Genomic DNA, 23,644 nt, shown 5'->3' on the forward strand with positions numbered 1-23,644 from the left:
CAGGCTGTGACCGGCGGCACCGGGCCCGAATGGGATGCGTACAATCGAGACTGCTTGCCATCAACGTTCGGGGTCCCAGCGGCCCTGCCCAGCCCCAAGAGAAGGTACCAATCCATGCCGTACAAAGCACGATCCTCCGTCCTGGCCGCTGCGGCGCTGTCCGCACTGGCGCTGTCCGCCTGCGGCGGCGGAAGCGACTCCGCCTCAGACTCGGGGATGAACCTGGTTTCCGAGGGCACGCTGACCGTGTGCTCCGATGTTCCTTACGCTCCGTTTGAGTTCGTAGGCGATGACGGCGAATACACCGGCTTCGACATGGACCTGGTCAAGGAAATCGCCACCGGCATGGACCTGGAGCTCTCCGTCCAGGACGTGGGCTTCGACGGCCTGCAGAGCGGCACCTCCCTGGCCGCCGGCCAGTGCGACCTGGTAGCCAGCGCGATGACCATCACCGATGAGCGGAAGCAGAACCTCACGTTCTCCGAACCGTATTACGACTCGCTGCAGTCCATCCTGGTGCCCGAGGGCTCGGACATCACCGCCATCGAAGACCTCGCCGGCAAGAACCTGGGTGTCCAGCAGGGCACCACCGGTGAAGCCTACGCACGGGACAACGCTCCCGGGGCCGAGATCAGTTCCTTCCCGTCCGACGCCGAATTGTTCCCGGCCCTGCAGGCCGGACGGGTCGACGCTGTCCTCCAGGATCTCCCGGTCAACCTGGGCCACACCCAGGAAGGCGCGTTCACCATCGCGCAGAAGTTCGAGACCGACGAGTCCTACGGCTTTGCCATGGCCAAGGACGCCAATGAAGAACTGGTCTCCGCCGTCAACGAACAGCTGGCAGAGCTGCGTGACAACGGCAAGTACCAGGAGATCTACGACAAGTACTTCACCGAATAGCATCCGACTGACCGACTGCCGTCCCGGGTGGAAGACCCCGCCCGGGACGGCGCCCTAAACTTTCCGCGGAAGGCTCCCCCTTGAAACCGTCCACCCGCAGACGCCTCACCCGGGGCATCCTGTATGCCGTCTTCGTCCTGGCTGTCCTCGCCGTAGTCCTGCTCGCGGACTGGAAGGCAATCGGGGTCAATTTCTTCGACCCCGAAGTGGCCCGCAGGGCGTTCCCGGACATCATCACGGTGGCCGTGAAGAATACCGTCGTCTACACCATCATCGCGTTCATCGGCGGCCTGATCCTGGGCCTGATCCTGGCGCTGATGAAGCTCTCGCCGGTGGGTCCCTACCGCTGGGCTGCGACGATCTACATCGAAATCTTCCGCGGACTTCCGGCCCTGCTGGTCATCTTCGCGATTGCCTTCGCCGTGCCGATTGCGTTCAACTGGCGTCCGCCGGGCGGCAGCGCCGGAGCCGGCCTCATCGCCCTCATCATGGTTTCCGGCGCCTACATTGCAGAAACCATCCGTGCCGGCATCCAGGCGGTTCCGGCCGGGCAGACTGAAGCAGCGCGCTCGCTCGGCATGGGCCCGGCCTGGACCATGATCTCCGTGACTCTTCCCCAGGCCTTCCGCATCATCACCCCGCCGCTGACCAACGAGCTGGTGATCCTGATCAAGGACACGTCGCTGCTGTTCATCGCCGGCATGGCCCTGCAGGACAGGGAACTGACCACCTTCGCACGGGACTCCGTCTCGCAGTCCGCCAACGCCACCCCGCTGGTGCTGGCCGCGGTCATGTACCTGATCATCACCCTGCCGCTGACGCAGCTGGTCGCGAAACTCGAACGCCACAACCAGAGAGGCCGGTAACCCAGCGTGAGCACAGCGGCACAGAACCGGGCCGGCAACGTCCCGGCCATCGAAGTAAAGAACCTGCACAAGTCCTTCGGCGACAATGAGGTTCTCAAGGGAATCGACTTCCACGTCAACCAGGGTGAAGTCGTCTGCGTGATCGGTCCGTCCGGTTCCGGCAAGTCCACCCTGCTGCGCTGCGTGAACCGGCTCGAGGAACCGACGTCCGGCACCATCCTGGTGGAAGGCACCGACATCACGGATCCGGAGACGGACCTGGACGCCGTCCGCACCCGGATCGGCATGGTCTTCCAGCAGTTCAACCTCTTCCCGCACCTGAACGTGCTGCAGAACCTGACCCTGGCCCAGCGCCGGGCCAAGAAGCGCGGCAAGGCCGAGGCTGAGGAAACCGCCATGAATAACCTGGCCAAGGTTGGCCTGGCCGACCGCGCCAAGGCGTTCCCGTCCCAGCTCTCCGGCGGCCAGCAGCAGCGTGTGGCGATTGCCCGCGCCCTGTCGATGGACCCGGACATGATGCTCTTCGACGAGCCGACTTCCGCCCTTGACCCTGAACTGGTCGGTGACGTCCTGGAGGTTATGCGCCAGCTGGCCCAGGAAGGCATGACCATGATGGTGGTGACCCACGAGATGGGCTTCGCCCGCGAGGTCGGCGACCGTGTGGTGTTCATGGACGGCGGCGTCGTCGTCGAACAGGGCGCACCGGCGGCCGTGCTGGGCAACCCGCAGCACGAACGGACCCGGTCCTTCCTCTCGAAGGTTCTCTAGCACCCCCAGCACCCCTCATCGAGATAACAGAAACTGCCCGTATCACGGCTGATACGGGCAGTTTCTGTTATCTCGGTGGGGAGCTAGGAGCTGAGGACCTGGCTGACGGCTCCCTTAACCCTGCGGTGCCGCCCCCGCAGCCCCGCGCCCAGCCCCGGGACTTCGATCACCGACCGGCCATGTACCGGAGCCTGCAGCGCCGCGGTGAGTTCCGCCGTCGTCCGGGCCAGCTGGTGGCGAACGCCGTAGCCGGCGCACAGGGCGGGGATGTTGGCCTGGTGAGGCGTGCCGAAGAAACGTTCGACGACGCCGCGGTACTCCTCGCTCTCCCCCAGTTCGCCGTGCTCCAGCGTGGTGAAGATGCCGCCGCCGGCGTCGTTCAGGATCACCAGCTGCAGGTCCGGCTCGGTCTCGCCGTTGGGGAGCAGCAGTGCGCCGGCGTCGTGCAGGAAGGTGAGGTCTCCCAGCAGAAGCCGGGTGGGGATCCCGTGGGCCAGCGCGATTCCGGAGGCCGTGGCGATTGTCCCGTCGATGCCGGCCAGGCCGCGGTTCGCATAGACGTCGAGCGGATGCCAGGCGCCGGAGGCCACCAGGTCCACGTCCCGGATGGTGTTGGACGATCCCAGCACGAGGTTTCCGTCAGAGTGGTTCCACACCAGACCGGCGACATGGAGTCCGCTCAGTTCAGCTTCTGAGGCGAGCAGGTCCTCGAGGGCGGCCTCGGCGGCGGCGGAGGCCAGCTGCCACGCCTCAAGCCATCCGGGTGAGCCTGTTCCGGCGAAGTGCAGCAGTGCGGGGAGGTCGGAGATCAGGGTCTCCGGCCGCCTGCCGGGGATGAACCAGTTGACCGGTCGCGGCACGTACAGCGCTTTCCGAACCTCGGGCCGGGCCAGCAGGGCCGTGATGGGCCTGGACAGCGTTGGCCGGCCAAAGACCACCACCCGTTCAATCTGCCCGCCGAGCTCCTCAAGCAGCAGCCGGTAGGCAGTGACGGAGTTCGGACCGAAACGAGCGTTGGAGGAAGGCTCAGCGAACAGCGGCAGCCCCGCCCGCTGGGCAAACATCGCCGCAATTTCCCCTGCCCCGTCACCGGCCACCACAACGGTGCGGTGCGTTCCGCCGAGGTCTGCCAGCACCCCGGGCGTGTGCTCGGCAGCGGCAGGCAGCACCGGAGCGGCTGTGCTGGTCGGCGCCAGTCCCAGGGCGTCTGCCTCAGTGGGAACCAAGGGATCACGGAACTGCAGGTTGATGTGTACCGGTCCGGCCGGAACGCTGCCGCCGACGCGGTCGAAAGCGGCAGTGATCGCACCGGCCGGGTCCTCCCCCGCACCCACATTCGCTTCGGCGGCGGGGAACTTCCCGAAAATGGCGTCCTGGGCTGTGGTCTGGTTGGCTCCGGTGCCATGGAGTTCAGCGGGACGGTCAGCGGACAGCACGACCAGCGCGATGCCGGCGTGGTGCGCCTCCATGACGGCGGGGAGCAGCTCACCCACGGCGGTGCCCGACGTCGTCGCCACGGCTGCCGGGCGTTTTCCGCCCCTTGCCAGTCCCAGGGCCGTGAACCCGGCAACCCGCTCGTCAATGCGGATATGGACCTGCACCAGTCCCTGCACCTGTGCCTCGGCCAGTGCATAGGCCAGGGGTGCGCTGCGCGAGCCCGGGGCAAGGACAACGTCCCGCACGCCTGCCCGCGCCAGGGCCGCGACGGCCGAGCGGGCGGCCTGGAGGGAGCTGAGGCCGGCGCCTGCTCCGGCCTGTGGGGAGCCGGCGGATGAGGACTGGCTGGAGGACTTCGAGGATCCGGTCACCCCTCCATCCTAGGGTTTGGAGTCCGTGTGCCCAGCCGTACCCTCCCCCGGGACCCCGGCAGGGCGCAACCTCCGAAGCACGCCGGTTTGCTGCAGGAGCGAGAAGCGGTCGGGTACACCCCAGTGCTCGGTGATCTTTCCGTCAACGACCGTAGCCACATCAATGACGGTCAGCTCCACGTGTTTGCCGCTGGGCGGGCCGAAGAACGGGCCGGTATTGGTCCCCCGGCCGTAGAACCGTGCCCACCCGGTAGAGCCGCGGGTGGCCCAGTCCTCCAGGTCATAGGTGAGGTCGGGCATGGCCTCATGAACCTGGCGAATGGCTTCACGGACCCGTTCAAGTGCTGCCGTTCCCCGCCCGTCGAGTCCGAACTGGTGCTCGATGAGGTCAGGAGAGCACAGGTCGTCCACAATGTCGGTGTTGCCGAGGGAAAAGCCTTCAAAAAGTATCCGCCGCAGCACGCCCACGCTTTCCGGCAGTTCAATTTCGTCCATGGTCTGCGTCCTCATCACCCGGGGTGCTGCCCCCGGCCGCACCGCAAAAGTGTCTCAGCCGGCGCAGGAACCTGACGGTTGAGGCATTGGATACCTGAACGATAGGCTTCCCGGCGGTGCCGGGGAAGGCCGCGCCCGGATTACCGCTCCGGTGCCCGGCTCAGCCGCGCGTACACCCGCTCCAGCCGTTCCATCCACCACTCCGTGCGGGCTGCAGACGCCGCATGGCGTGCCACCAGGATCTCGGAAACTCCCGGATCGCGCACGGCCAGCACACCGCCGTCGGGTACCAGCGGGTGTTCCGAGACGTCGCCTTCCATCAGCGACAGCGTTCCCAGGCCGCACGCGTAGGGAAGTTCGGGCAGGGCAGCCGCCAGCGCGACGCCGGCCCTGATTCCCACGGAGGTATCCAGGGCGGAGCTGACGACGGCGGGAAGACCGGCTTCTGCGACCACGTCCAGTGCCCTGCGCACCCCGCCAAGCGGTGCGGCCTTGATCACCAGGAGATCGGCCGCTTCCTCGCGGGCCACCAGCAGCGGATCGGATTCCTTCCGTACCGATTCGTCCGCCGCGACGGGCACCGGGACCTCCCGGCGAGCCAGTTCCAGCCGGACCGCCCGCAGGCCGGGGATGTCAGCTGCCGGCTGTTCGGCATAGTCCAGCACGTAGTCCGCGAGCAGGGTCAGGGCGTGGACGGCCTCGTCCACGCTCCAGCCGCCGTTGGCGTCCACCTTGATGCCGGCCTCCGGCAGCAGGCGCCGCACTTCGGCCACCCGGGCCAGGTCATCGGCCAGGGCCTGTCCGCGCTCGGCGACCTTCACCTTGACGGCGGGGACGGTACCGAAGCGGGCGAGGATTGCTTCCACCTTCTCCGGCGCCACCGCAGGGACCGTGGCATTGACCGGGACGCTGCCTCGGACCGGTTCGGGGAAGCCCTGCCAGGCAGACTCAAGGGCGCAGGCAAGCCAGGGAGCTGCCTCGGCGTCGTCGTACTCCGGGAACGGCGAGAACTCGCCCCATCCGGCAGGCCCCTCCAGCAGCAAGGCCTCACGGTGCAGGATCCCGCGGAACTTGACCCGCATCGGGAGGGACACAACGTGTGCCCCGCCGCGCAGGGCGTCGAGGCTCGGAAACGGATTCGGCTGCACGCTTCCCAGCCTACCCGCGCCGGTTCAGCGGCTGCTCCCAGCAAACCGCCAAGCACCTGTGGCAGGCTGGAGGGAATGGATACGCGCAATCTCCTGAACCGACGGGCGCCGGCCAAGCGCCGGGCAGGGCACAACCCCGCCCTTTTCCTTTTCGCCGCGCTGCTGGCCGCCGCCGGCACCGCCGTGACGTACCTCGGTTTCGTCCGCACCACCACCGGCCAGCTGGCCGATGAGTCCGCCTGGCGCGAGGCGGAAGCAGTGGCTCCGAGCACCCGGTACCCGGCTTTGGAGATCCTGGACTTCCTGCCGCTGCTTTCGGCGTTTATCGCACTGATCGTCATTGCCGCCGTGAGCATCTTCCGGCGGCGGTTCTCTGTGGCGGTTATCGCCATCGCCACGATGGCCGGTGCGAACCTGGCTACCCAGGTGCTGAAGAACCTGCTGCTGGACCGGCCGTACCGCGGCGTGATCACCCTGGACTTCAATTCGCTGCCGTCCGGGCACACCACCATGGCCGCGTCCGCCATGGCTGCGGTGTTCCTGGTTTCGGCACCGCGCTGGCGCCCCGCTGTTGCCGCACTGGGCGGCACCTACGCGGTCCTCGCCGGCGCGGCCACGTTCTTCAACCTGTGGCACCGCCCCGCCGACGTCGTCGCCGCCTTCCTGGTCGTCTCCACCTGCACCCTGGTGGGCGGGCTGGCCATGATGCGGACAAACCCTGAGTGGAACACCTGGCCCGCGGGCGGCCGTTCCGGCGGAATGACCTTCTGGACCGGGCTCAGCGCCGCTGTCGGTGGCCTGGCCCTCGCAGTGTCGCTGGCGCTGTACGCCTACGCCCGCTGGGGCAGCGGAATTGCCCTGCTCGATGACAAGCCGCTGTACTTCGCAGGCGGCCTGGCGCTGGTCGTCGGAACAGGTTATGTCCTCGCGGCGCTGGGTTCCTGGCTGTTCAGCCAGCAGGCGGGCGACCGCTAGCTGCTGCTCCCCCGGCCCCCGCAGAGGGTCGGCCTTTGGGAACGTAGCGCCACAGCACCGCGGCTCCGGCCAGGCCGAGCACCGCCGTTGCTCCGATGCCTGCCGCGAGCGAGAAAAGGGCGGTAACGCCGGAGAGTATTCCCGGCCCGCTGAGGATGCCAATGTCGGAGAGCAGACGCCAGAGACCAAGGAACTGCGGGCGTCCCGGTGACGGCGAGAAATCTGCGCCCAGGGTCATGACGATTCCCGAGCCGATGCCGTTGCCGAATCCGATCAGCAGGGCAGCCAGCAGCAGTTCCAGCGGATTCGAGGCCAGCGGCAGCAAGGCGAGTCCGGCGGCCATGAAGAGCATGCAGGGAACCGCTACGGCACGGCGTCCGCGCAGGTCCATGACCCGGCCCGCCGGATAGAAGATGAGCATGTCAACGCCCGCGGAGATTCCGTAGATAATCGCTGTCTGTGCGGGGTCAATGCCCAGGTGCTGCGCCCAGAGCGGGATGACCGCCTGGCGCGTGGACCGGACCGCGGCGATGAGCAGGACGCCGATCCCCACCGTGCGGAAGGTCCGGGAATGGCCGGAGAGGATCTGGCCGATGGTCGGAGCCTCTGCGACCACCTCCTCCTGGGGCTGTTCGCGGCTGCGCCGGCCTGGCCGCCGGGGATGAACCGTCAGTTCCGGGACCGTCAGGCTGAGCAGCCCGGCACCCAGTGCGGCGGCAGCACCGACCCAGTACGCACCCGGGGTTCCCGCGAAGTGCATCGCTGCCGCGGCGGCGAACGGTCCAATGAACACGCCAATCCGGTTTGAACCGCCCAGCGTCGAAAGCGCGCGCGCCCGGAAATGCAGCGGCACTGCTTCCGTGACGTAGGTCTGCCGTGCGAGGCCAAACACGGCACCTGCCATGCCGACCATGAAAACTGCCAGCGCAAAGACCCACAGCACCTGAACCGTGGCGGCGAGGACCATGGCCAGGGCACACCACCCGGCGGCGGCTACCAGTGCCCACTTTTCACCGAAGCGGGTAGTGATCAGCGTGGCGGGCACATTGGTGAGCAGGGAACCGATGCCGGTCAGGGTAATGATGAGCGCGGCCAGCGCCACTGTGGCGCCCAAATCCCGTGCGGTCAGTGCGATCACCGGAAGGATCGCCCCAATGGCCGTACCGTAAAGCACTGTCGGTCCGAAGGCCGGGACGGCGATGCCGCGGAGGCTGAAGTTCTCTATTGCTTCAGCCACTTCCACCGGGCCAGGGTCCGCAGCCGGGTCAGCAGCGCCCGGGACTGTTCGGGCCCGTACGGCAGGATGGGGATCGCCTTGGTCATGTCGACGGAGGCCTGGTCCATGGCGCTCCGGGTGACTGCGACCGCGGTGCGCATCTTGTTCATCTGGGTGGTCACGAAGTCCATGGTGACGGGTTTGCCGTGCCCCGGAATGACAGTGGAGTAAAGATCCTCAAGCGCCGCGACTTTCCCGAGCGTGCGGATCCAGTCCTTGGGGTAGGAATCCCCGAAGTCCGGATCAGCGCCCTGCTCCACCAGGTCACCGGCAAAGACCACGTCCGGCGTTCCCACCAGCAGGTCATGGTCGGTGTGGCCCCGGCCAAGGTGGAACAGCGTCACGGAGATGCCGCCGAGATCCAGGTCCACCGGAGCGCCGTCCACCAACCGGTTCGGGACGGCAATCGCGGTGTTCGCGCCGGAGCCGGCTGCCATCTCGGGTTCCTGCGCCGCAACCGAGGTCCGCTGCTTCTCTCCCTCGGCGGCTATGGCCTTCGCACAGCCGCTGGTAGCCCAGATCTCCTCGACGCCGTTGGCCAGCAGGTAGGCGTTGCCGAAGTAATGGTCGTAGTGCGCATGGGTGTTGACCGCGGCGACAGGCAGGTCCGTCAGCTGCCGGACCGCCCCGAGGATAGCCTCGGCCTGGCGCGGACCGGCACCCGTATCCACCAGCAGGGCACGTTCGTCCCCAAGAACCAGTCCGGTGTTCATGTCCCAGCCGGGATTGGTCCGCACATATGTGCGCGGAGCAACCTCGAGCCAGTCGCCGGGTGTCTGCGGGCTTGTCTGCATCATCGCGTCCGTCCTTCGGGTCTGTCCGCTACCCAACTTACCGTGGAACGGCAGGTCACAGGTCGGCCAGGACGCTTCCGGGGTTCTCTATGGCGTCTGCGACGTAACGAAGGAAGCCGCCGGCCGTTCCGCCGTCGCAGACGCGGTGGTCGAAGACCAGCGTCAGCTCGGTCAGTTTGCGCACGGCCAGCTCGCCGTCCACTACCCAGGGCTTGTCGATGATGCGGCCGATTCCGAGGATGGCCGATTCGGGATAGTTGATGATGGCGGCACTGCCGTCCACGCCGAAGACTCCGTAGTTGTTCAGGGTGAACGTCCCGGAGGTCAGTTCGGCGGGAGTCGCGGCCCCCGAGCGCGCCGAGGCCGTGAGGCGCCGGATCTCAGCGTCGAGTTCCCGGGCGCTGAGCTTCTCCGCGTGCCGGATCGACGGGACCATGAGCCCGCGGTCGGTCTGCGCGGCAAAGCCCAGGTTGACGCCGTCGAACGAGACCAGCTCGGCATCGCCGTCCGGATTCGGAACGTAGCGCGTGTTCAGCTCCGGGAAGCGGCGCAGCCCGGCCAGGACGAAGCGGGCCAGGAACGCCATCAGCCCGGGTGTGTTCTCCGGATCCCGGCGTTTGAGATCGGCGCGCAAGTCAAGCAGGGCGGTTGCGTCGACGTCCACCCAGACCGTGGCCTCGGGGATCTCGGACCGGCTGGCGCTGAGGTTCGCTGCGACAGTGCGGCGCAGTCCCCGCACCGGGGTCCGTCCCGTGACGGCAAGGCCGGAACGGGGGTCGGTTCCCTCCGCGGAGGTGGAACCTGCCGGAGCTGTCCGGGCTGCGGTGTCCGACGGGAGCATTTCAGCCGTTCCCGCGATGGCGCGCTCGACGTCGCGGCGCAGTACCAGTCCATCAGGGCCGGACCCGTCCAGGTCGCGCAGCAGCAGGCCCGCATCTCGGGCAAGCTTGCGCACCAGCGGGGAGATGCAGCGGGGAGCTTCGAGGGTGGCTGTCGCTGTCCGGGACAGTTCGCCGGCCGGAGCAGCGGAAACAGCCGGGGCAGCCGGGGCAGCCGGCGCCGCGGACACAACCGGCGCCGCGGTGGCCGCAGTCCGGCGCGGCGGGCGGGTCCGGCGGTTGACGCCGTGTCCTCCGGGAGTTCCGTAGCCGATCAGGACGTTGCCCGACCCGGCTCGCTCTTCCTGCCGGTAGGCTTCACCGGCGGCATCAGCCGGCGAAGGAGCCGCTGCTTTGGCATCAGCGGCGGGAGCCGGCTCGGGAACGCCGGCCACCGCCGTCGTCCGCACTGAAATCAGCGGTTTGCCGACGTCGATGCTTTCCCCGGCAGCACCGTGGAGGGTTTCCACGATTCCGGCGTACGGCGAGGGAACCTCAACCAGTGACTTGGCTGTTTCCACCTCGGCGACTGGCTGGTCGACCGTGATCGAGTCGCCCTCGGCGACGAGCCAGTTCACCAGTTCTGCGTCGGTCAGGCCTTCGCCCAGGTCCGGGAGCAGGAAGGTACGCACGCTCACTGTTCCTCCCACTGGAGTTCGTCAACGGTGTCAAGGATGCGGTCCACGCCGGGGAGGAAGAAGTGTTCCAGTTTCGGTGCCGGATACGGGATGTCGAACCCGGTGACCCGCAGAACCGGAGCAGCGAGCGAGTGGAAGCAGCGTTCCTGGATGCGGGCGGTGATTTCGGAGGCCACGGAGGCGAATCCCGGTGCCTCGGAAATGACGACCGCGCGGCCGGTCTTGCGGACGGACGCACAGATGGTTTCGTCGTCGAACGGAACGATGCTCCGCACGTCGATGACTTCCAGGCTGCGTCCCTCAGCGGCGGCTGCCTCCGCCGCGGCAAGGGCGGTGGGAACCGAGGGTCCGTAAGCGATCAGCGTGGCGTCGGAACCCAACCGCGCCACGGCGGCTGATCCGATGCCGGCGGCAGGGCGGGCAGGGGCGTCGTCGTTTGTTGTCCCGCCGGCGTTCCGGGTCTGGTCGGAGGCGGCACGCAGCGCTGCCAGGTCCACCTCTTCCTTGGTCCAGTAGAGCTTCTTGGGTTCCAGGAAGACCACGGGGTCCGGGAAGCGGATGGCTTCACGCAGCAGGGTGTAGGCGTCGGCGACAGTGGCCGGCGCCAGCACGGTCAGGCCGGGAGTGTGCGCGTAGTAGGACTCGGAGGAATCGCAGTGATGTTCCACGCCGCCGATTCCGCCGGCGTAGGGGATGCGGATAACCAGCGGCAGCTTGACCTTGCCGCGGGTGCGGTTGGACATCTTGGCCACATGGCTGACGACTTGTTCAAAGGCCGGGTAGGCGAAGGCATCGAACTGCATCTCCACCACCGGGCGCATGCCGTTCATGGCCATGCCCACGGCCATGCCCATGATGCCGGACTCGGCCAGCGGGGTGTCAAAGCAGCGGTCCTCGCCGAAGCGTGCAGTCAGTCCGTCCGTGATGCGGAAGACTCCGCCGAGCGGTCCCACGTCCTCGCCGAAGACGACGACGGAGGGATCGGCGTCGAGCTCATCGGCCAGCGCTGTGTTCAGCGCCTTCGCGAAGGTCAGGCTGACTCGGGTGTCTTCGGAGGCAGGCGCCTGTTCCATAACTGTCATTGTGCGCAGCGCTCCTTAGCCCTGGGTCCGTGCAATTTCGTCCTGCAGCATGGCGGCCTGCTCGGCCAGCTGCGGGGTGCGCCGTTCATAGACGTAGTTGAAGAGGTCCATGGGTTCAGGCACGGTGTCGGTGTTCAGTCCGTCCCGGATGAGGGAGGCAGTCGTCTCAGCCTCGGCAGCCATGGCTTCCTCGCCCGCGTCATCGAGCACGCCCAGTCCGCGGAGGTAAGTGCGCAGCCGCTTCAGCGGATCCCGCGGCACCCACTTCTCGACGTCCGCCTCGTTGCGGTACCGGGTCGCGTCGTCCGCGTTGGTGTGCGCCTGCATCCGGTAGGTGTGCGCTTCCACCAGTGCCGGCCCGCCGCCTTCGCGGGCACGTTCGACGGCGGTGCCCAGGACGGCCAGGAGCGCGGCGGCGTCGTTGCCGTCCACCCGCTCGCCCGGCATGCCGTAGCCGATGGCCTTGTGCGCCAGGGACGGTGCCACGCTCTGGTTCTTCAGCGGCACCGAGATCGCGTATTCGTTGTTCTGGACGAAGAAGACCACGGGAACGTGGAACACTGCGGCGAAGTTCAATGCCTCGTGGAAATCGCCTTCGCTGGTGGCGCCGTCACCGCACATGGCCAGCACCACGGTGTTCTCGCCGCGCAGCTTCGCAGCGTGGGCCACGCCGACGGCGTGCAGCAGCTGGGTGGCCAGCGGAGTCGCCTGCGGGGCGACCTGGTGCTCGTAGGGGTTGTAGCCGGCATGCCAGTCACCCTTGAGCAGGGTCAGCACTTGGAGCGGATCCACGCCGCGGTGGATCACGGCGACGGTGTCGCGGTAGGTCGGAAAGAGCCAGTCGCCGTCGGAGAGCACTGCGGCCGCGGCGACCTGGCAGGCTTCCTGCCCGTGGGAGGAGGGGTAGACGGCAAGCCGCCCCTGGCGCACCAGGGCGTTGGCCTGGTCGTTGATGCGTCGGCCGGAGACCAGTCCCGCATAGGCCGCGCGGAGCGCACCGCCGTCGGGCAGGGTGTATTTCCCGGAGGGCCGGTGGACGCCGTCTGCATCAATGAGCTGAACGGGCTCCGGCGAGGGAAGCATGGTGGCGGTGCGGTCCTCGTTATCCTCCGGACGCAGCCCCTGGGGGGACCCGGCGCGGGTGTTGCCGGTGGGAATAGTCATGGGTGCCTCCGTCAGCAAGCGGCGGATGCGGACGGCCCCGTGTGCCTTTTCGAGGACCTCCGGTTCCACCCGCACGATGGAATTTCTGTAAGCCCAGTATGGAGAACCGCACCAATCGCATCCACTACTGCTCGAAATCCTAGATTTTTTGCACGGCTGACCGTATTGTGATGGACGAGTTGCAAATGTGAGCTGGATTACCTTGAAGGACGTAGACACTATGGCGGAGACGCAAACGGGCCTGGACGACATCGACAAGCGGATCCTGGGCGAGCTGACCCGCGATGGACGGGCCTCCGTCAGTGCCGTTGCCGAAGCCGTGCATATTTCCCGGGCCCACGCCTACTCGCGGATTTCGAAACTGACCAGCTCAGGAGTCCTCACCCGCTTCACAGCCCTTGTGGATCCGGCCAAGGCAGGGCTGCGGTCCAGCGCCTACGTGACCCTGAAAGTCCGGCAGCACTCCTGGCGGGAGCTCAAGGAACAGCTGCGGAAGATTCCCGAGATCCACCACATCGCCTTGGTGGGCGGCTCCTTCGACGTGATCCTGCTGGTCCGGGCCGAGGACAACCTCCACCTGCGCCAGGTGATCTTCGACCAGCTGCAGTCCATGCCCGGGGTGCTGGACACTCAGACGTTCCTGGTCTTCGAGGACCTTGACGTCCGCTGACCACCCCTCTCCCGACACCCGCGAGAGGCCAGTTACGGCTCGTCCCGCGTGCGAAACGAGCCGTAACTGGCCTCTCGGTGAGGTGGGACTCAGTTTTCGTCGTGCCCCTGGTCCATGCTCATCTGGTTTTCTGCCGGAGGGGTTTCTCCCGGCGGGACTCCCCCGCCGGGTTCCAGCCCCGTGATGTTGTCCTGCACAGGATCGGGGTTGGCCCGGCTGCCTTTTTCGCCGCTTCCGGCATGGTTTCCGGTGCCTTCACCCGTGCCCGGGCCTTTCTGCGCAGCCGCGGCGTCGGCATCCTTGGGCTTGTCCGGGTTGGCTGGATCGTTGTTCGGATCGTAGCTCTGCGTCATCTCTGCCTTTCGGTGTGGCCCCGCCAGGGGTGGTATTGATCAGCATGCTGATGAATCCAAACTAGCGGGGCCGCGGCCAATCGGCAATTAGCCGAAAAGCTGCTCTCCCACGAAACCGCCCTCCCGGGCACCCGGAGGAACAGCAAAAACCGCTGAACCAATCGGCTTCGTCCATTCGTTGAGCAGGTCCAGCTTGTCCAGCCGCTCCTGGATGGGCACGAACTGCGCCGTCACGTCAGCCTGGAACGCGACGAAAATCTGGCCCGCTTCGGACATGGTCCCGCCGGGCTCGGAAACGGCGTCGTAGTTGTAACCCCGGCGGTAGATGCGCTGCCGCGGGTCTTCCGGCCGGGCACGGCGCATGTGCGAATACTCCGGAATGACACGGAACCCGAGCGGGGTCACGGCGTCGAAATCCGGTTCGTCATGCTCGGCGGTCCCGGTCAGCGGCGCACCGTTGTCCAGTCTCCGGCCCACAGCCTCCTCCCGGCCGCGACGGTCGAGTTCATCCCAGGTGTCCAGGTTCATGGCGATCCGGCGGACCACCATGGATGTTCCGTCCTCCAGCCACGCGGGGATCTGCGTGTCACCCCAGACCACACGGTCGAACTCAGGCGTGCCGGGCCGGGGATTCGCCGACCCGTCCACCTGCCCAAAGAGGTTGCGCATGGTGGTTCCCGCCGCTTCGCTCCCGTAGGCGTGCCGGAACCCGGTCTGGATCCAGCGCACGACGGCGAACGCACGGCTGTCCTTGAGCAGCATCCGCTGGGCGTGGGCAAGGGTGAGCGGATCATCTGACCCGATCTGGAGCAGCAGGTCTCCTCCGCTCCAGCGGTCCTGCAGTGCGTCGATGCTGAACGCGGGCAGGGGCCCCAGCCACGGCGGCGTCAGGTGCGGGGCTATGGCAGCAACGAGTCCGGGACCGAACCCGAAGGTCACGGTGAGGCGGGCAGGATTGCCGGCCAGTTCCGGTTCCGTGTCCGCCAGCGCTGCCCGCCCCTGGGTGAGGGCGGCGGCGTCGTCGCTGAGCAGGCGCAGCCAGGACCGGATGCGCTCCCGTCCAACACCCCCGCGCAGGTCCAACGCGACGAATGCTGCATGTGCCTGCGGCGCCGTCGCGACACCGGCCTGGTGCCTGCCGTAGAACGGGAGCGTCTCGGCCCCGTTGGCACCGGACGTATCCAGGGCGGTGCGCGCCAGCTCCGGACTGTTCCTCCGGCCTCCGGCAAACTGCGCACCCACTGCGGCAACCGCCCCCAGGCCCGCCGCCGCTCCCCCCCCCCCGGGGGCCCCCCCCCCCCCCCCCCCCCCCCGCCCCCCCGACGGGGGGGCGCCGGCGGCCAACCCCCTGCGCTTCTTCGGGACTCATCAGTGGTCCGCGGCGCCGTGGGTCTCCCCACTGCCGTGGGTCTCCCCGGCGCCGTGGGTGTGCCCGTCATCCGTGTGGCCGGTCTCCCCGTGGCCAGTCTCTCCGTGGCCCGTCTCGGGCGCGTAGGTTTCGTTGGCGCCGGCGAAGTCCTTGGCGGTGGCCTGGACGTCCACGGTGCTGCCGTCAGCCAGTTCCAGCGTGATCTCCACTGTGTCGCCAGCCAGCAGTCCGGCCTCCAGCTGCATCAGCATCAGGTGGCTGCCGCCGGGCTCGAGCACATATTCACCGCCTGCGGGAACGGTAAATCCGCCTTCGATTTCCTGCATGGTCATGGCACCATCGGCCCCCATGGCCATCTCGTGCAGTTCAACCATGCCGGCAGACGGTGAGCTCGCGGCAACAACAGTGACGTCCTCAACTCCGGTGTTCTCCAGCGTGCCGAAGGCTCCGGTCATGCCGTCGGCCTCGGCTGCCTTGGCCCACGCGCCGCTGACGGCCAGTGATGCCGCCTGCTCGGAGGCTGTCTGGGTTGGTTCGGCAGCGGGGCTGCCGGCTTCGGCGCAGCCCGCCAGTCCTGCTGCGGAGAGCGCGAGGACAGCTGCGGCAAGGGTAAGTTTCTTCTTCATTGTGGGTACTCCATTGGTGTGCCCGGCACGCTGTGCGGGCACGAAAAAGTGGGTGGGAGGCTGTTTTCGGGAAGCCCGAAGGAGCCTCTGCCGCGGTAGGTGCGGCCTGGCTGGTGGCTGCTAGCTGTGATTGCCGCGGCGCTTGCGCACCTGAACAACGATCGCCCAGGCAGCGAGGGCAGCGCCGGCTCCTACGGCTGCGCCGGCGAGTGCCCACGGAACGTGCGGCCCCACCGAGGAAGCGTCCTCAGCGGCGGCGTCCGACGGCTCCGCAGAGGCACTGGCCACGGCCGGTGCGCTGGCAGCGGGGCTGGCTGCCTGGGACGTGGCCGGTGTTTCAGCCGGTTCCGCCCCGGGGGACGCAACCGTGAAGCCGAACGTGCCGGTGATCGGGTGTCCGTCGCCGGAAACGGCCCGCCAGCTGACCCGGTAGTCCCCGTTTTCCAGGGCCGGCAGCGTCTGGACCAGGGTTTCCCGGTTCAGGACAGGTTCACCTTCTGCAACGGTGGCTCCCGCGGCGTCGACGACGATGACCTGGTTGCCGAGGTCCATCAGTTCAGAGCTGAAGACCAGGGAGATGTCCGAGGGCGCTGCTTCGAGGACACTGCCGTCGGCGGGAGTGGAGGAGACAAGCTCATCGTGAGCCGACGCCGAAGGTGCGGCCGCGAGGGCCGCTGCGAAGACACCGAGAAGGACTGCCGCGAAGAGCAGGAATCGGGTGTGGGCGTGCCGGTAGAGAGAGGTAGCCATAGCTGCTTTCCGTTCCGTGGGCGGAACTGGGATTCATTCGTGCGGGTGCGCGGATGCGCCTAGCGGGACACGAATGCTGCAGGAGGGCCGCGGTGGCGAAGCGTCAGGAGCGGAATGCCGAGGCTGCGCAGCCCTTGGGGATGAAGGGCCAGCACTGCGGCCGGGGCGGGAGGAAAGTGGGGCGGCTGGAACAGCGGAAGCAGTGCACCGGGACGCATGCCGAGGGATTCCAGGAGCCTGCGGGCTGTTTGCTCGCCGAACGCCAGGATCCAGATGGTCGCTGCTGCGGCGAGGGCGTGGCTGATCCACATGCCTGCCGCGGCGTCGACGGCCGCCGCGGCAGGAAAAGCCGTACCGGCGGGCACGGCCATTCCATGGCCGGCGTGCCCGGCCTGGGCGCCGATGGCCGCAGGCGCGGAACCGAAGCTGAAGAGCAGATGGAACAAGCCCTGGCTGAAGGCAACGGCGGCGGACAGCCTGCCCAGGGAAAGGTTGCGGCCGGCAAGCAGGCAGCTCACCATTGCCGAGACAGCGAGGGAGAAAAGGACCAGCGCGGGCGCAGGCGCCGCGCCTCCGCCCAGCACGTGGGACGCTGCCGCAACGGCTGTGGCGGCGCAGGCGCCGGCCCAGCCGCGCACCAAGCGTGCGGCACGCGCTGTCATGTCTCCTCCTCGGGCACGAATGCCGGGAAGCAGTCCTCAACCGGCCCTGCCATTGTCCCGGAGTTTACCGGCGGTGTCGAATAACCGCCCTCCCCGCTCAGCCCTTGAAGCTGGGCTTGCGCTTTTCGTTGAAGGCAGCGAAGCCTTCGGCGTAGTCGTCAGTGCCGCAGAGCATGCCCTGTGCCTTGTTCTCGTCCTCGATGGAATCCCACAGCCCCAGCCGGGAGTCGCGGATCTGGGCCACGAGTTCCTTTGAGGCACGGAAGGCTCCGGTAGCGCCGGTGGCCACGCGGGCGACTGTGGCCCGGGTGGCCTCCAGGAGCTCATCGGCCGGGAAGACCCGGCTGAACAGCCCGGCGGCCACGGCTTCGGATCCGCTCATCAGGTCGGCTGTGTAAATCAGGTCCAGCGTGCGGTGCGCCCCGAGGCGTTCGGTGAACAGCCAGTGTCCGCCCGAGTCCAGGGTTGCCCCCAGGTTGGCGAACGGGGAACCGATCTTGGCGTTGTCCGCCACGTACACCACGTCCGTTGCGACGAGCAGGCCCAGCCCGACGCCGAGGCACGCGCCCTGCGCCGCGGCGAAGGTGGGTGCCGGGAAGGACGCCATCTTCCTCAGCAGCGGAGTCACGAGGTCGCCAAGGTAGGCGTAGGCATCGTCATCGGCCGGAACGACGCCGGAGATGTCGCGTCCGGCGCAGAACGCCCGGCCTTCCCCGCGCAGCAGCAGCGCCCGCACCCCGGCAGCCTCGGCGTCGTCGTACGCCTTGGACAGATCTGCCAGCGCCGCCTCGTCCAGTGAGTTCAGTTTCTTCGGCGCGTTGAGGACAATCTCGGCCACGCCGTCGGCGATGTTCAGCTGGACCATGGACTCGGTGGGTGCGGGGCTCTCGCTCATGGGTTCTTGGACTCCTAGGCGTCGTAGTCGACGGTGACTTCGGGGCTGGTGGGACGGCTCTGGCAGGTCAGGATGTAACCCTTTTCGATTTCATCCGGTTCCAGCGCGTAGTTCTCTTCCATCTCTACTGTGCCGGACACGACCTTGGCCCGGCAGGTGCCGCAGACGCCGCCGGCGCAGGCGAACGGGACGTCGGGACGGACGCGGAGCGCCGCATTGAGGATCGATTCACGCGCATGGGTCGGGCTGGCAACCTTGCCCTGCAGACCGTCCAGCCGGAAGCTGATCTCGTAGTTGTCCGCGGAGGGATCCACCTCGACCGGCCGGCCGATCTGGCCCTCGGGCTTGCCCGGCTGGCCGGTGGTGAACAGTTCGAAGCGGACCTTCTCCGAGTCGACGCCGCGCTCGGCCAGGGTGTCCCGGCACAGCTGCACGAGCTCGAACGGTCCGCAGAGGAACCATTCGTCGACGTCGCGGGTGGGCAGGACGGATTCGATCAGCGAGGAGAGCTTCTCGCCGTCGATCCGGCCGGAAAGCAGCGGAGAGATGCGCTGTTCGCGGGACAGCACGTGGTGCAGGGCGAACCGTGCCGGGTATTTGTCCTTCAGGTCCGCAAGTTCCTCCAGGAACATCACGTCCATGGCAGCCTTGTTGGCGTAGACCAGGTCAAACCGGACATTCTCCGAGGCAGCCAGCACGGTGCGGGCGATCGAGATCACCGGGGTGATACCTGAACCGGCGGCAACGGCGACGAACACGTTCTCATCCGTGACGTCGATGTCTTCGGGGTGGTTCAGCGCGGTCATGGGGTGCTTGGAGATGAAGCCGCCGGTGGGGCTCATCACGTCCAGGACGTCCCCTGCCTTGAGGTTCTCATTGGCCCAGGTGGAGAACTTGCCGCCGAGGTCGCGCTTGATGGCAACGCGGATCTCGCCCGGCTTCGGCTCGGCGCAGATGGAGTAGCTGCGGCGGATCTCCGCACCGTCCAGCGTGGTGCGGAGCGCAACGTACTGGCCCGGCAGGTAATCAAAGGACCCGGCCAGGTCCTCGGGAACAGCAAAAGTGACCTCGATGGCGTCTTCGGTGAGCCGGCGGACAGCACTGACCGTCAGCGGGTGGAAGGCGGTGCGGCGCGAAGCCGGGGCTGCGCCGGCCTCGGTGGTGGAGGTTGTCATGGTTTTAGAGCACCTTGAAGTAGTCGAAGGGTTCCTGGCAGTCGCGGCAGACGTACAGCGCCTTGCAGGAAGTGGAGCCAAAGCGTGTCATTTCACGCGTATTCAGGGAGGAGCACTGCGGGCATTTGACGCTCATGCCCAGCCGGATGGGACCGGCGGCGGCACGCCCGGTGGGCGGCGCGATTCCGTACTGGTTGAGCTTGGTCTTTCCGGCCTCGCTCATCCAGTCCGTGGTCCACGCCGGGGCCAGGACCAGGTCCACCTGGACCTGGTCGTAGCCCGAGGCGCGGAGGGCAGCGGTTACGTCGTCGCGGATGGCGTCCATCGCGGGGCAGCCGGAGTAGGTGGGGGTGATGGCCACCCGCACCGCGTTCCCCGGCTGCACCTCGACGGCGCGCAGCACCCCAAGGTCCTCAATGGTGAGGACCGGGATCTCCGGATCGCAGACTGTGGCGGCAATGTCCCAGGCCGCGGCTGCTGCCGGGTCCTGCGGGCGCAGTTCCGTGCTTGCCGCCGGGTCCGCGGGTACTGCCTGTGTCTCGTTCATTGCTGTTACCAGGTCGCGCCGGGGTGCTGGCGGGCCAGGACCTGCATTTCCGCCAGGATGTACCCCAGGTACTCGCTGTGGGCACCGCGGCGGCCGCCGCCGGGCGCAGGCTGCACCACGGGAACCTCAAGCTCGGCTTCCGCCAGGACGGCGCCGACCTTCTCATCGAACGCTGCGCGCAGCGTCGAGGGCAGGACGGCGATCCCCTCAAGGGAACGGACCAGGTCGTCATCCTCGAACAGTTCGGCAACGTAGGGCCAGACCAGTTCCAGTGCCCGGATCATCCGGGTGCGGGACTCTTCGGTGCCAAGGCCGAGGCGGAGGACCCACTGCGCGCTGTGGTCGCGGTGGTAGTCGACTTCCTTCACTGCCTTGGCGGCGATGGCGGCCAGGGTCTCGTCCTTGGAGGAGAGCATCGCGGTGTAGAGCTCGTACTGGAAGAAGGAGACCACGAGCTGCCGGGCGATGGTCCGGGCGAAGTCGCCGTTCTCCTGCTCGAACACATGCGCCGAGCGGTATTCTTCTTCGCCGCGCCAGTAGGCGAGGTCATCCTCGGTCTTGCCCCACGCCGTTCCGGCGTAGGTCAGGAAGGAACGGGCATGGCCAATCAGGTCCAGGGCAATGTTGGAGAGGGCAATGTCCTCTTCCAGTTCCGGAGCCCGGGATATCCACCAGCCCAGGCGCTGGGCCAGGATCAGGGAATCATCACCCAGGCGCAGGGCGTATTCAGCAACTGCTTCCGAAGCCTTGACCTCAGAGGCTGCAATGTCCTCCGGACGGAGGGCGTTCCCGGGGGTAATCCGGGTGGCGCTGTCCGCGTTCACAGGTGCTTCACCCCTTCAGACTTGCGGTAGTACGTTGCGTGCCGGTAATCCTTGCCCTGCGGGGACTCGAAGAACTGGCCCTTGGCGTCGGGGTCGCTGGAAATGATCGCCTCAGCCGGAACCACCCAGAGCGAAACACCTTCGTTGCGCCGGGTGTAAAGGTCACGCGCGTTGCGGACTGCCATGTCGGCGTCGGGAGCATGCAGCGAACCTGCGTGGACGTGGGAGAGGCCGCGGGAGGAGCGGACAAATACTTCCCACAGCGGCCAGGCCGCGTTGACGCCTGTGTCGGGAGCAACGGAACCTGCCGTTGCCGCCGTCTTGGTGCCGTCGTCGCCCGTTGTCGAACCGGAAACCATGCTTATGCCACCTCTGTCTTTCGTGCCTGTTTTGCCGCATAGGCGGCTGCTGCTTCGCGCACCCAGGCGCCGTCTTCGTGTGCCTCGCGGCGGCGGGCCAGCCGCTGGGCGTTGCAGGGACCGCGTCCTGCGAGGACTTCCTTGAACTCGTTCCAGTCCAGCGGTCCGTGCTCCCATTTACCGGTTTCTTCGTTGAACCGGATCTGGTCATCGGGGAGGGTCAGGCCAAGGACCTTGACCTGCTCGTAGATCATGCCGACGAAGCGCTGGCGAAGTTCATCGTTGGAGAAGCGCTTGATGTTCCACGCCATGGACTGGCGCGAGTTGGGGGAATCGTCATCCGGCGGGCCGAACATCATCAGCGCCGGAGCGTACCAGCGGTTGATGGAGTCCTGGGCCATCTGCTTCTGCGCTTCGGTGCCGTTGGCAAGCTCCAGCAGGATTTCGAAACCCTGCCGCTGGTGGAAAGACTCTTCCTTGCAGATGCGCACCATGGCACGGCCGTACGGTCCGTAGGAGGCGCGGCAGAGCGGAACTTGGTTGGCAATGGCTGCGCCGTCGACCAGCCAGCCGATGGCACCCATGTCGGCCCAGGTGCGGGTGGGGTAGTTGAAGATCGAGGAGTAGCGGGCCTTGCCGGCGATCAGGTCCTCGGTCATCTTGTCCCGCGGGGTGCCGAGGGTCTCGGCTGCGGAGTAGAGGTACAGTCCGTGGCCTGCTTCATCCTGGACCTTGGCCATCAGGATGGCTTTGCGCTTCAGCGAAGGAGCCCGGGTGATCCAGTTGGCTTCCGGCTGCATCCCGATGATCTCGGAGTGCGCATGCTGGGAGACCTGGCGGACCAGGGTCTTGCGGTAGCCTTCCGGCATCCAGTCCCGGGGTTCAATCCTCGAGTCCTGGGCGATGATTGCGTCAAAGGCTGCCTGTCCTGCCGCGTCATCGTCGCCGTTGGCCGGGACGGCGTACAGGTCGCGCTGGGCGTCCATCTGCGTAGCCATATATGTCACCTCACTGTTTGTCCACGTGACCGCGGTCCGCTCCGCGGAAGTCGTCCGGCCAATAATTACCGACCGTTCGTTCAGAATATGCGTGTGAGCGGTGGCACGTCAAGACGGATTTGCTCTGTTGCGCCGGGCTGAGGGTTTTCGGCTGCTGCTGGTGGATCCTTGTCCGGGCGGCTCGGCGGATCATCCTCCACGCGGACCGTGCAGGAATCGGGCAGTCCGGAAGCGGGGGCAGGACGGGTTACCTTTGGAATGGGATCCAGCAGGAAGGGGCATGCATGGCCGACAACGGCTCACCGGAGCGGACGGGGCTCCGCGAAGACATCCGCGAGGAGTTTTCGGCCGCAGCCCTGGTTTCCCAGTTACTGGTGCCCGTCCTGCTTGGCCTTCTGGGATTCTGTGCGGTAGCCGCAGCCGTCTCGTCCACCGCCGGAGTCGTGGGGATCACCGTCAGCGGTTTCGCCGTCGTCGTCACCCTGCTTCTTGCTGCGGGACTGTCGCCGCGCTACCTGCCCGCTTCGACCCGCGGCAGCTGGCGGAGGGTGTTTGCGGCCGCTGCAGCTGCCGGCGCCCTGCACCTTCTCCTGTTCTGGACCGCCGGCGGCGCGGTCCTGATGAGCCTTCCGGCCGTTCCCGTGGCCCTGGCCGGAGGCGCCCTGCTGCTGGCAACGTCCCTGTGGTCCCAGTTCCGGCGCGGTCCGGCCGCCGAAGATCCGGTGACGCTGCCGCAGAATCCAGCCCGACCCTTTGCCCAAACCCTGGTGCTGGTCCTGGCGAACTGGGTGTTCTTCGCCGCCGCCGGAATGTTCAGCGCCTGGATCATGCTGGGGCGCTAGCGCTCCTGGGGCGGAGGCGCGGGGTTTGCTGCGTTGTGTCCGCATCCGCGGTCTGCCCGCACTGGTTCCTCCTACGCTGTGTCCGCACCCGTTCCGCCCCTTGCACGCACCGGTTCGGTACCGTGCCCGCACCGATTCCGCTGCGTCCTGTCCGCGCATTTGCCGCGTTCGGGGAAACTGCTGCACTCAGGGACGCCGTCGGCTGCGTTGTGGGCATTTCGCTGCGTCTTGTGCCTTTAGCGGCGCTGCGCCAAGCAGCAAAACGCACAAACTGCAGCTCGCGGGGAGCATCTCTTGTCGCAGTAACGCTCTTTAGCCCACGTTCCAGAAATCTGTTGTCGCGATCACGTCCCTTTGAAGCTCGCAGAAAGACGTTACTGCGACAAAGGGTGCAGAGCAGTCGCCCAGAACTGCGTTATTGCGACAACGGATGAACGGCACGGAACGTCGGTGCCAGGCTTGGGCGGAAGGTTTACCGGGCAGCACCTGACAGGCGTCCGCCCGTCGCGGTCCCCGATCACCTGCACCGGAACCTGCCGCAGACCTTGCCGGCTCTGCCCTGTGCCGGTTGCGCACACCTCCGGTTTCCCCGGGTCCGGGCGCGCCACCAAACACACCAGCGCCACCCGCCCGGCCACCTGATCCCTGCCGGACCCGGCTCACGCACGCAGATCCACCACGCCAAGGTTCCCCGACCACGCCCCACCCCCGCCACACCACGCTCCGCCCTCGCCCGTGCGGCTCGCGCCGGCCGCGCCGGTTGCCCCGCCACCGGCACCAGC

Annotated in this window: 25 protein-coding genes; 6 read left to right on the plus strand and 19 right to left on the minus strand. The window is 67.3% G+C overall.

Annotated elements, in window-relative coordinates; translation table 11 throughout:
- The first annotated feature begins 114 nt into the window (after nt 1–114).
- The 3 genes from TVB01_RS10080 to TVB01_RS10090 all read left to right on the plus strand — a co-directional run bounded on the left by TVB01_RS10080 (nt 115) and on the right by TVB01_RS10090 (nt 2,534).
- A complete protein-coding gene (locus tag TVB01_RS10080; RefSeq protein WP_422455763.1) occupies nt 115–900 on the plus strand; it encodes a basic amino acid ABC transporter substrate-binding protein in 786 nt (261 codons plus the stop codon).
- Between the two features lie 80 nt (nt 901–980).
- On the plus strand, nt 981–1,766 hold the full coding sequence (locus TVB01_RS10085) for an amino acid ABC transporter permease (protein WP_422399600.1): 786 nt from the start codon (nt 981–983) through the stop codon (nt 1,764–1,766).
- 6 nt (nt 1,767–1,772) lie between these two features.
- Entirely contained in the window at nt 1,773–2,534 is a 762-nt protein-coding gene (locus TVB01_RS10090; RefSeq protein ID WP_422455764.1) for an amino acid ABC transporter ATP-binding protein, read from the plus strand.
- Between the two features lie 83 nt (nt 2,535–2,617).
- Here TVB01_RS10090 and menD read toward each other — a convergent pair whose 3' ends face one another.
- The 3 genes from menD to TVB01_RS10105 form a co-directional block, all read right to left on the minus strand.
- Nucleotides 2,618–4,342: a 2-succinyl-5-enolpyruvyl-6-hydroxy-3-cyclohexene-1-carboxylic-acid synthase gene (gene menD / locus TVB01_RS10095; protein ID WP_422455765.1), complete on the minus strand. Its 1,725-nt coding sequence runs from the start codon at nt 4,340–4,342 to the stop codon at nt 2,618–2,620.
- 9 nt (nt 4,343–4,351) lie between these two features.
- Nucleotides 4,352–4,837: an ester cyclase gene (locus tag TVB01_RS10100; RefSeq protein WP_422455766.1), complete on the minus strand. Its 486-nt coding sequence runs from the start codon at nt 4,835–4,837 to the stop codon at nt 4,352–4,354.
- A 140-nt stretch (nt 4,838–4,977) separates the two neighbouring features.
- A complete protein-coding gene (locus TVB01_RS10105; RefSeq protein WP_422455767.1) occupies nt 4,978–5,985 on the minus strand; it encodes an o-succinylbenzoate synthase in 1,008 nt (335 codons plus the stop codon).
- Nucleotides 5,986–6,060: 75 nt separating this feature from the next.
- On the opposite strand from TVB01_RS10105, the gene TVB01_RS10110 reads away from it, so the two are divergent.
- The gene (locus tag TVB01_RS10110) at nt 6,061–6,960 is read left to right on the plus strand and encodes a phosphatase PAP2 family protein (protein WP_422455768.1); all 900 of its coding nucleotides are present in this window, start codon (nt 6,061–6,063) and stop codon (nt 6,958–6,960) included.
- Here TVB01_RS10110 and TVB01_RS10115 read toward each other — a convergent pair.
- From TVB01_RS10115 to TVB01_RS10135, 5 genes are read right to left on the minus strand one after another with little or no spacing between them, the layout of a single operon-like run.
- Nucleotides 6,935–8,203, minus strand: a complete 1,269-nt coding sequence (locus TVB01_RS10115; RefSeq protein ID WP_422455769.1) for an MFS transporter — start codon at nt 8,201–8,203, stop codon at nt 6,935–6,937. The two genes, TVB01_RS10110 and TVB01_RS10115, sit on opposite strands and share 26 nt — an antisense overlap.
- Nucleotides 8,182–9,033: an MBL fold metallo-hydrolase gene (locus TVB01_RS10120; protein WP_422455770.1), complete on the minus strand. Its 852-nt coding sequence runs from the start codon at nt 9,031–9,033 to the stop codon at nt 8,182–8,184. Before TVB01_RS10120 ends, TVB01_RS10115 begins: the two co-directional genes overlap by 22 nt.
- Before the next feature lie 52 nt (nt 9,034–9,085).
- A complete protein-coding gene (locus TVB01_RS10125) occupies nt 9,086–10,540 on the minus strand; it encodes a dihydrolipoamide acetyltransferase family protein (RefSeq protein WP_422455786.1) in 1,455 nt (484 codons plus the stop codon).
- A 2-nt stretch (nt 10,541–10,542) separates the two neighbouring features.
- On the minus strand, nt 10,543–11,628 hold the full coding sequence (locus tag TVB01_RS10130) for an alpha-ketoacid dehydrogenase subunit beta (protein WP_422455771.1): 1,086 nt from the start codon (nt 11,626–11,628) through the stop codon (nt 10,543–10,545).
- 15 nt (nt 11,629–11,643) lie between these two features.
- Complete coding sequence (locus tag TVB01_RS10135) at nt 11,644–12,792, minus strand: thiamine pyrophosphate-dependent enzyme (RefSeq protein WP_422455772.1); 1,149 nt, start codon at nt 12,790–12,792, stop codon at nt 11,644–11,646.
- 220 nt (nt 12,793–13,012) lie between these two features.
- Here TVB01_RS10135 and TVB01_RS10140 point away from each other — a divergent pair, with 220 nt between their 5' ends.
- Nucleotides 13,013–13,462 carry an Lrp/AsnC family transcriptional regulator gene (locus TVB01_RS10140; RefSeq protein WP_422455773.1) on the plus strand — a complete coding sequence of 150 codons (450 nt, stop codon included), beginning with the start codon at nt 13,013–13,015 and terminating at the stop codon, nt 13,460–13,462.
- An 89-nt stretch (nt 13,463–13,551) separates the two neighbouring features.
- Here the strand turns inward: TVB01_RS10140 and TVB01_RS10145 are convergent, their stop codons facing one another.
- The 11 genes from TVB01_RS10145 to paaA all read right to left on the minus strand — a co-directional run bounded on the left by TVB01_RS10145 (nt 13,552) and on the right by paaA (nt 22,020).
- A complete protein-coding gene (locus TVB01_RS10145; protein ID WP_422455774.1) occupies nt 13,552–13,815 on the minus strand; it encodes a DUF6480 family protein in 264 nt (87 codons plus the stop codon).
- 87 nt (nt 13,816–13,902) lie between these two features.
- Nucleotides 13,903–15,057, minus strand: coding sequence for a Dyp-type peroxidase (locus TVB01_RS10150; protein WP_422455775.1), 1,155 nt, complete (start codon nt 15,055–15,057; stop codon nt 13,903–13,905).
- 126 nt (nt 15,058–15,183) lie between these two features.
- Nucleotides 15,184–15,810 (minus strand): copper chaperone PCu(A)C, encoded by a 627-nt coding sequence (locus TVB01_RS10155; RefSeq protein ID WP_422455776.1) that lies wholly within the window; start codon nt 15,808–15,810, stop codon nt 15,184–15,186.
- A gap of 120 nt (nt 15,811–15,930) precedes the next feature.
- On the minus strand, nt 15,931–16,560 hold the full coding sequence (locus tag TVB01_RS10160; RefSeq protein WP_422455777.1) for a copper resistance CopC family protein: 630 nt from the start codon (nt 16,558–16,560) through the stop codon (nt 15,931–15,933).
- A gap of 59 nt (nt 16,561–16,619) precedes the next feature.
- Nucleotides 16,620–17,222, minus strand: a complete 603-nt coding sequence (locus TVB01_RS10165) for a hypothetical protein (protein WP_422455778.1) — start codon at nt 17,220–17,222, stop codon at nt 16,620–16,622.
- 97 nt (nt 17,223–17,319) lie between these two features.
- Nucleotides 17,320–18,087 carry an enoyl-CoA hydratase/isomerase family protein gene (locus tag TVB01_RS10170; RefSeq protein WP_422455787.1) on the minus strand — a complete coding sequence of 256 codons (768 nt, stop codon included), beginning with the start codon at nt 18,085–18,087 and terminating at the stop codon, nt 17,320–17,322.
- Nucleotides 18,088–18,131: 44 nt separating this feature from the next.
- A complete protein-coding gene (gene paaE / locus TVB01_RS10175) occupies nt 18,132–19,292 on the minus strand; it encodes a 1,2-phenylacetyl-CoA epoxidase subunit PaaE (protein ID WP_422455779.1) in 1,161 nt (386 codons plus the stop codon).
- 4 nt (nt 19,293–19,296) lie between these two features.
- On the minus strand, nt 19,297–19,839 hold the full coding sequence (gene paaD, locus TVB01_RS10180) for a 1,2-phenylacetyl-CoA epoxidase subunit PaaD (RefSeq protein ID WP_422455780.1): 543 nt from the start codon (nt 19,837–19,839) through the stop codon (nt 19,297–19,299).
- 5 nt (nt 19,840–19,844) lie between these two features.
- Complete coding sequence (paaC, locus tag TVB01_RS10185; RefSeq protein WP_422455781.1) at nt 19,845–20,663, minus strand: 1,2-phenylacetyl-CoA epoxidase subunit PaaC; 819 nt, start codon at nt 20,661–20,663, stop codon at nt 19,845–19,847.
- Nucleotides 20,660–21,022, minus strand: a complete 363-nt coding sequence (gene paaB, locus TVB01_RS10190; protein WP_422455782.1) for a 1,2-phenylacetyl-CoA epoxidase subunit PaaB — start codon at nt 21,020–21,022, stop codon at nt 20,660–20,662. The genes paaC and paaB overlap by 4 nt, the downstream gene beginning before the upstream one ends.
- A 2-nt stretch (nt 21,023–21,024) precedes the next feature.
- On the minus strand, nt 21,025–22,020 hold the full coding sequence (paaA, locus tag TVB01_RS10195; RefSeq protein ID WP_422455783.1) for a 1,2-phenylacetyl-CoA epoxidase subunit PaaA: 996 nt from the start codon (nt 22,018–22,020) through the stop codon (nt 21,025–21,027).
- Between the two features lie 284 nt (nt 22,021–22,304).
- On the opposite strand from paaA, the gene TVB01_RS10200 reads away from it, so the two are divergent.
- Nucleotides 22,305–22,862: a hypothetical protein gene (locus TVB01_RS10200; RefSeq protein ID WP_422455784.1), complete on the plus strand. Its 558-nt coding sequence runs from the start codon at nt 22,305–22,307 to the stop codon at nt 22,860–22,862.
- Nucleotides 22,863–23,644 lie beyond the last annotated feature (782 nt).

It is taken from the genome of Arthrobacter sp. 7Tela_A1, from assembly GCF_049311065.1.
In the GTDB taxonomy this organism is placed as follows: Bacteria; Actinomycetota; Actinomycetes; order Actinomycetales; family Micrococcaceae; genus Arthrobacter_B.

Excerpts from the sequence above, each read along its gene's own strand:
- TVB01_RS10155 (WP_422455776.1), bottom strand. The coding sequence starts at position 15,810 with ATGAAGAAGAAACTTACCCTTGCCGCAGCTGTCCTCGCGCTCTCCGCA.
- TVB01_RS10200 (WP_422455784.1), top strand. The coding sequence starts at position 22,305 with ATGGCCGACAACGGCTCACCGGAGCGGACGGGGCTCCGCGAAGACATC.
- paaE (WP_422455779.1), bottom strand. The coding sequence starts at position 19,292 with ATGACAACCTCCACCACCGAGGCCGGCGCAGCCCCGGCTTCGCGCCGC.
- TVB01_RS10100 (WP_422455766.1), bottom strand. The coding sequence starts at position 4,837 with ATGGACGAAATTGAACTGCCGGAAAGCGTGGGCGTGCTGCGGCGGATA.
- TVB01_RS10170 (WP_422455787.1), bottom strand. The coding sequence starts at position 18,087 with ATGGTCCAGCTGAACATCGCCGACGGCGTGGCCGAGATTGTCCTCAAC.
- TVB01_RS10135 (WP_422455772.1), bottom strand. The coding sequence starts at position 12,792 with ATGACTATTCCCACCGGCAACACCCGCGCCGGGTCCCCCCAGGGGCTG.
- TVB01_RS10120 (WP_422455770.1), bottom strand. The coding sequence starts at position 9,033 with ATGATGCAGACAAGCCCGCAGACACCCGGCGACTGGCTCGAGGTTGCT.
- TVB01_RS10165 (WP_422455778.1), bottom strand. The coding sequence starts at position 17,222 with ATGACAGCGCGTGCCGCACGCTTGGTGCGCGGCTGGGCCGGCGCCTGC.
- TVB01_RS10130 (WP_422455771.1), bottom strand. The coding sequence starts at position 11,628 with ATGACAGTTATGGAACAGGCGCCTGCCTCCGAAGACACCCGAGTCAGC.
- TVB01_RS10145 (WP_422455774.1), bottom strand. The coding sequence starts at position 13,815 with ATGACGCAGAGCTACGATCCGAACAACGATCCAGCCAACCCGGACAAG.
- TVB01_RS10110 (WP_422455768.1), top strand. The coding sequence starts at position 6,061 with ATGGATACGCGCAATCTCCTGAACCGACGGGCGCCGGCCAAGCGCCGG.
- paaB (WP_422455782.1), bottom strand. The coding sequence starts at position 21,022 with ATGGTTTCCGGTTCGACAACGGGCGACGACGGCACCAAGACGGCGGCA.
- paaD (WP_422455780.1), bottom strand. The coding sequence starts at position 19,839 with ATGAACGAGACACAGGCAGTACCCGCGGACCCGGCGGCAAGCACGGAA.
- TVB01_RS10080 (WP_422455763.1), top strand. The coding sequence starts at position 115 with ATGCCGTACAAAGCACGATCCTCCGTCCTGGCCGCTGCGGCGCTGTCC.
- TVB01_RS10160 (WP_422455777.1), bottom strand. The coding sequence starts at position 16,560 with ATGGCTACCTCTCTCTACCGGCACGCCCACACCCGATTCCTGCTCTTC.
- TVB01_RS10140 (WP_422455773.1), top strand. The coding sequence starts at position 13,013 with ATGGCGGAGACGCAAACGGGCCTGGACGACATCGACAAGCGGATCCTG.
- paaA (WP_422455783.1), bottom strand. The coding sequence starts at position 22,020 with ATGGCTACGCAGATGGACGCCCAGCGCGACCTGTACGCCGTCCCGGCC.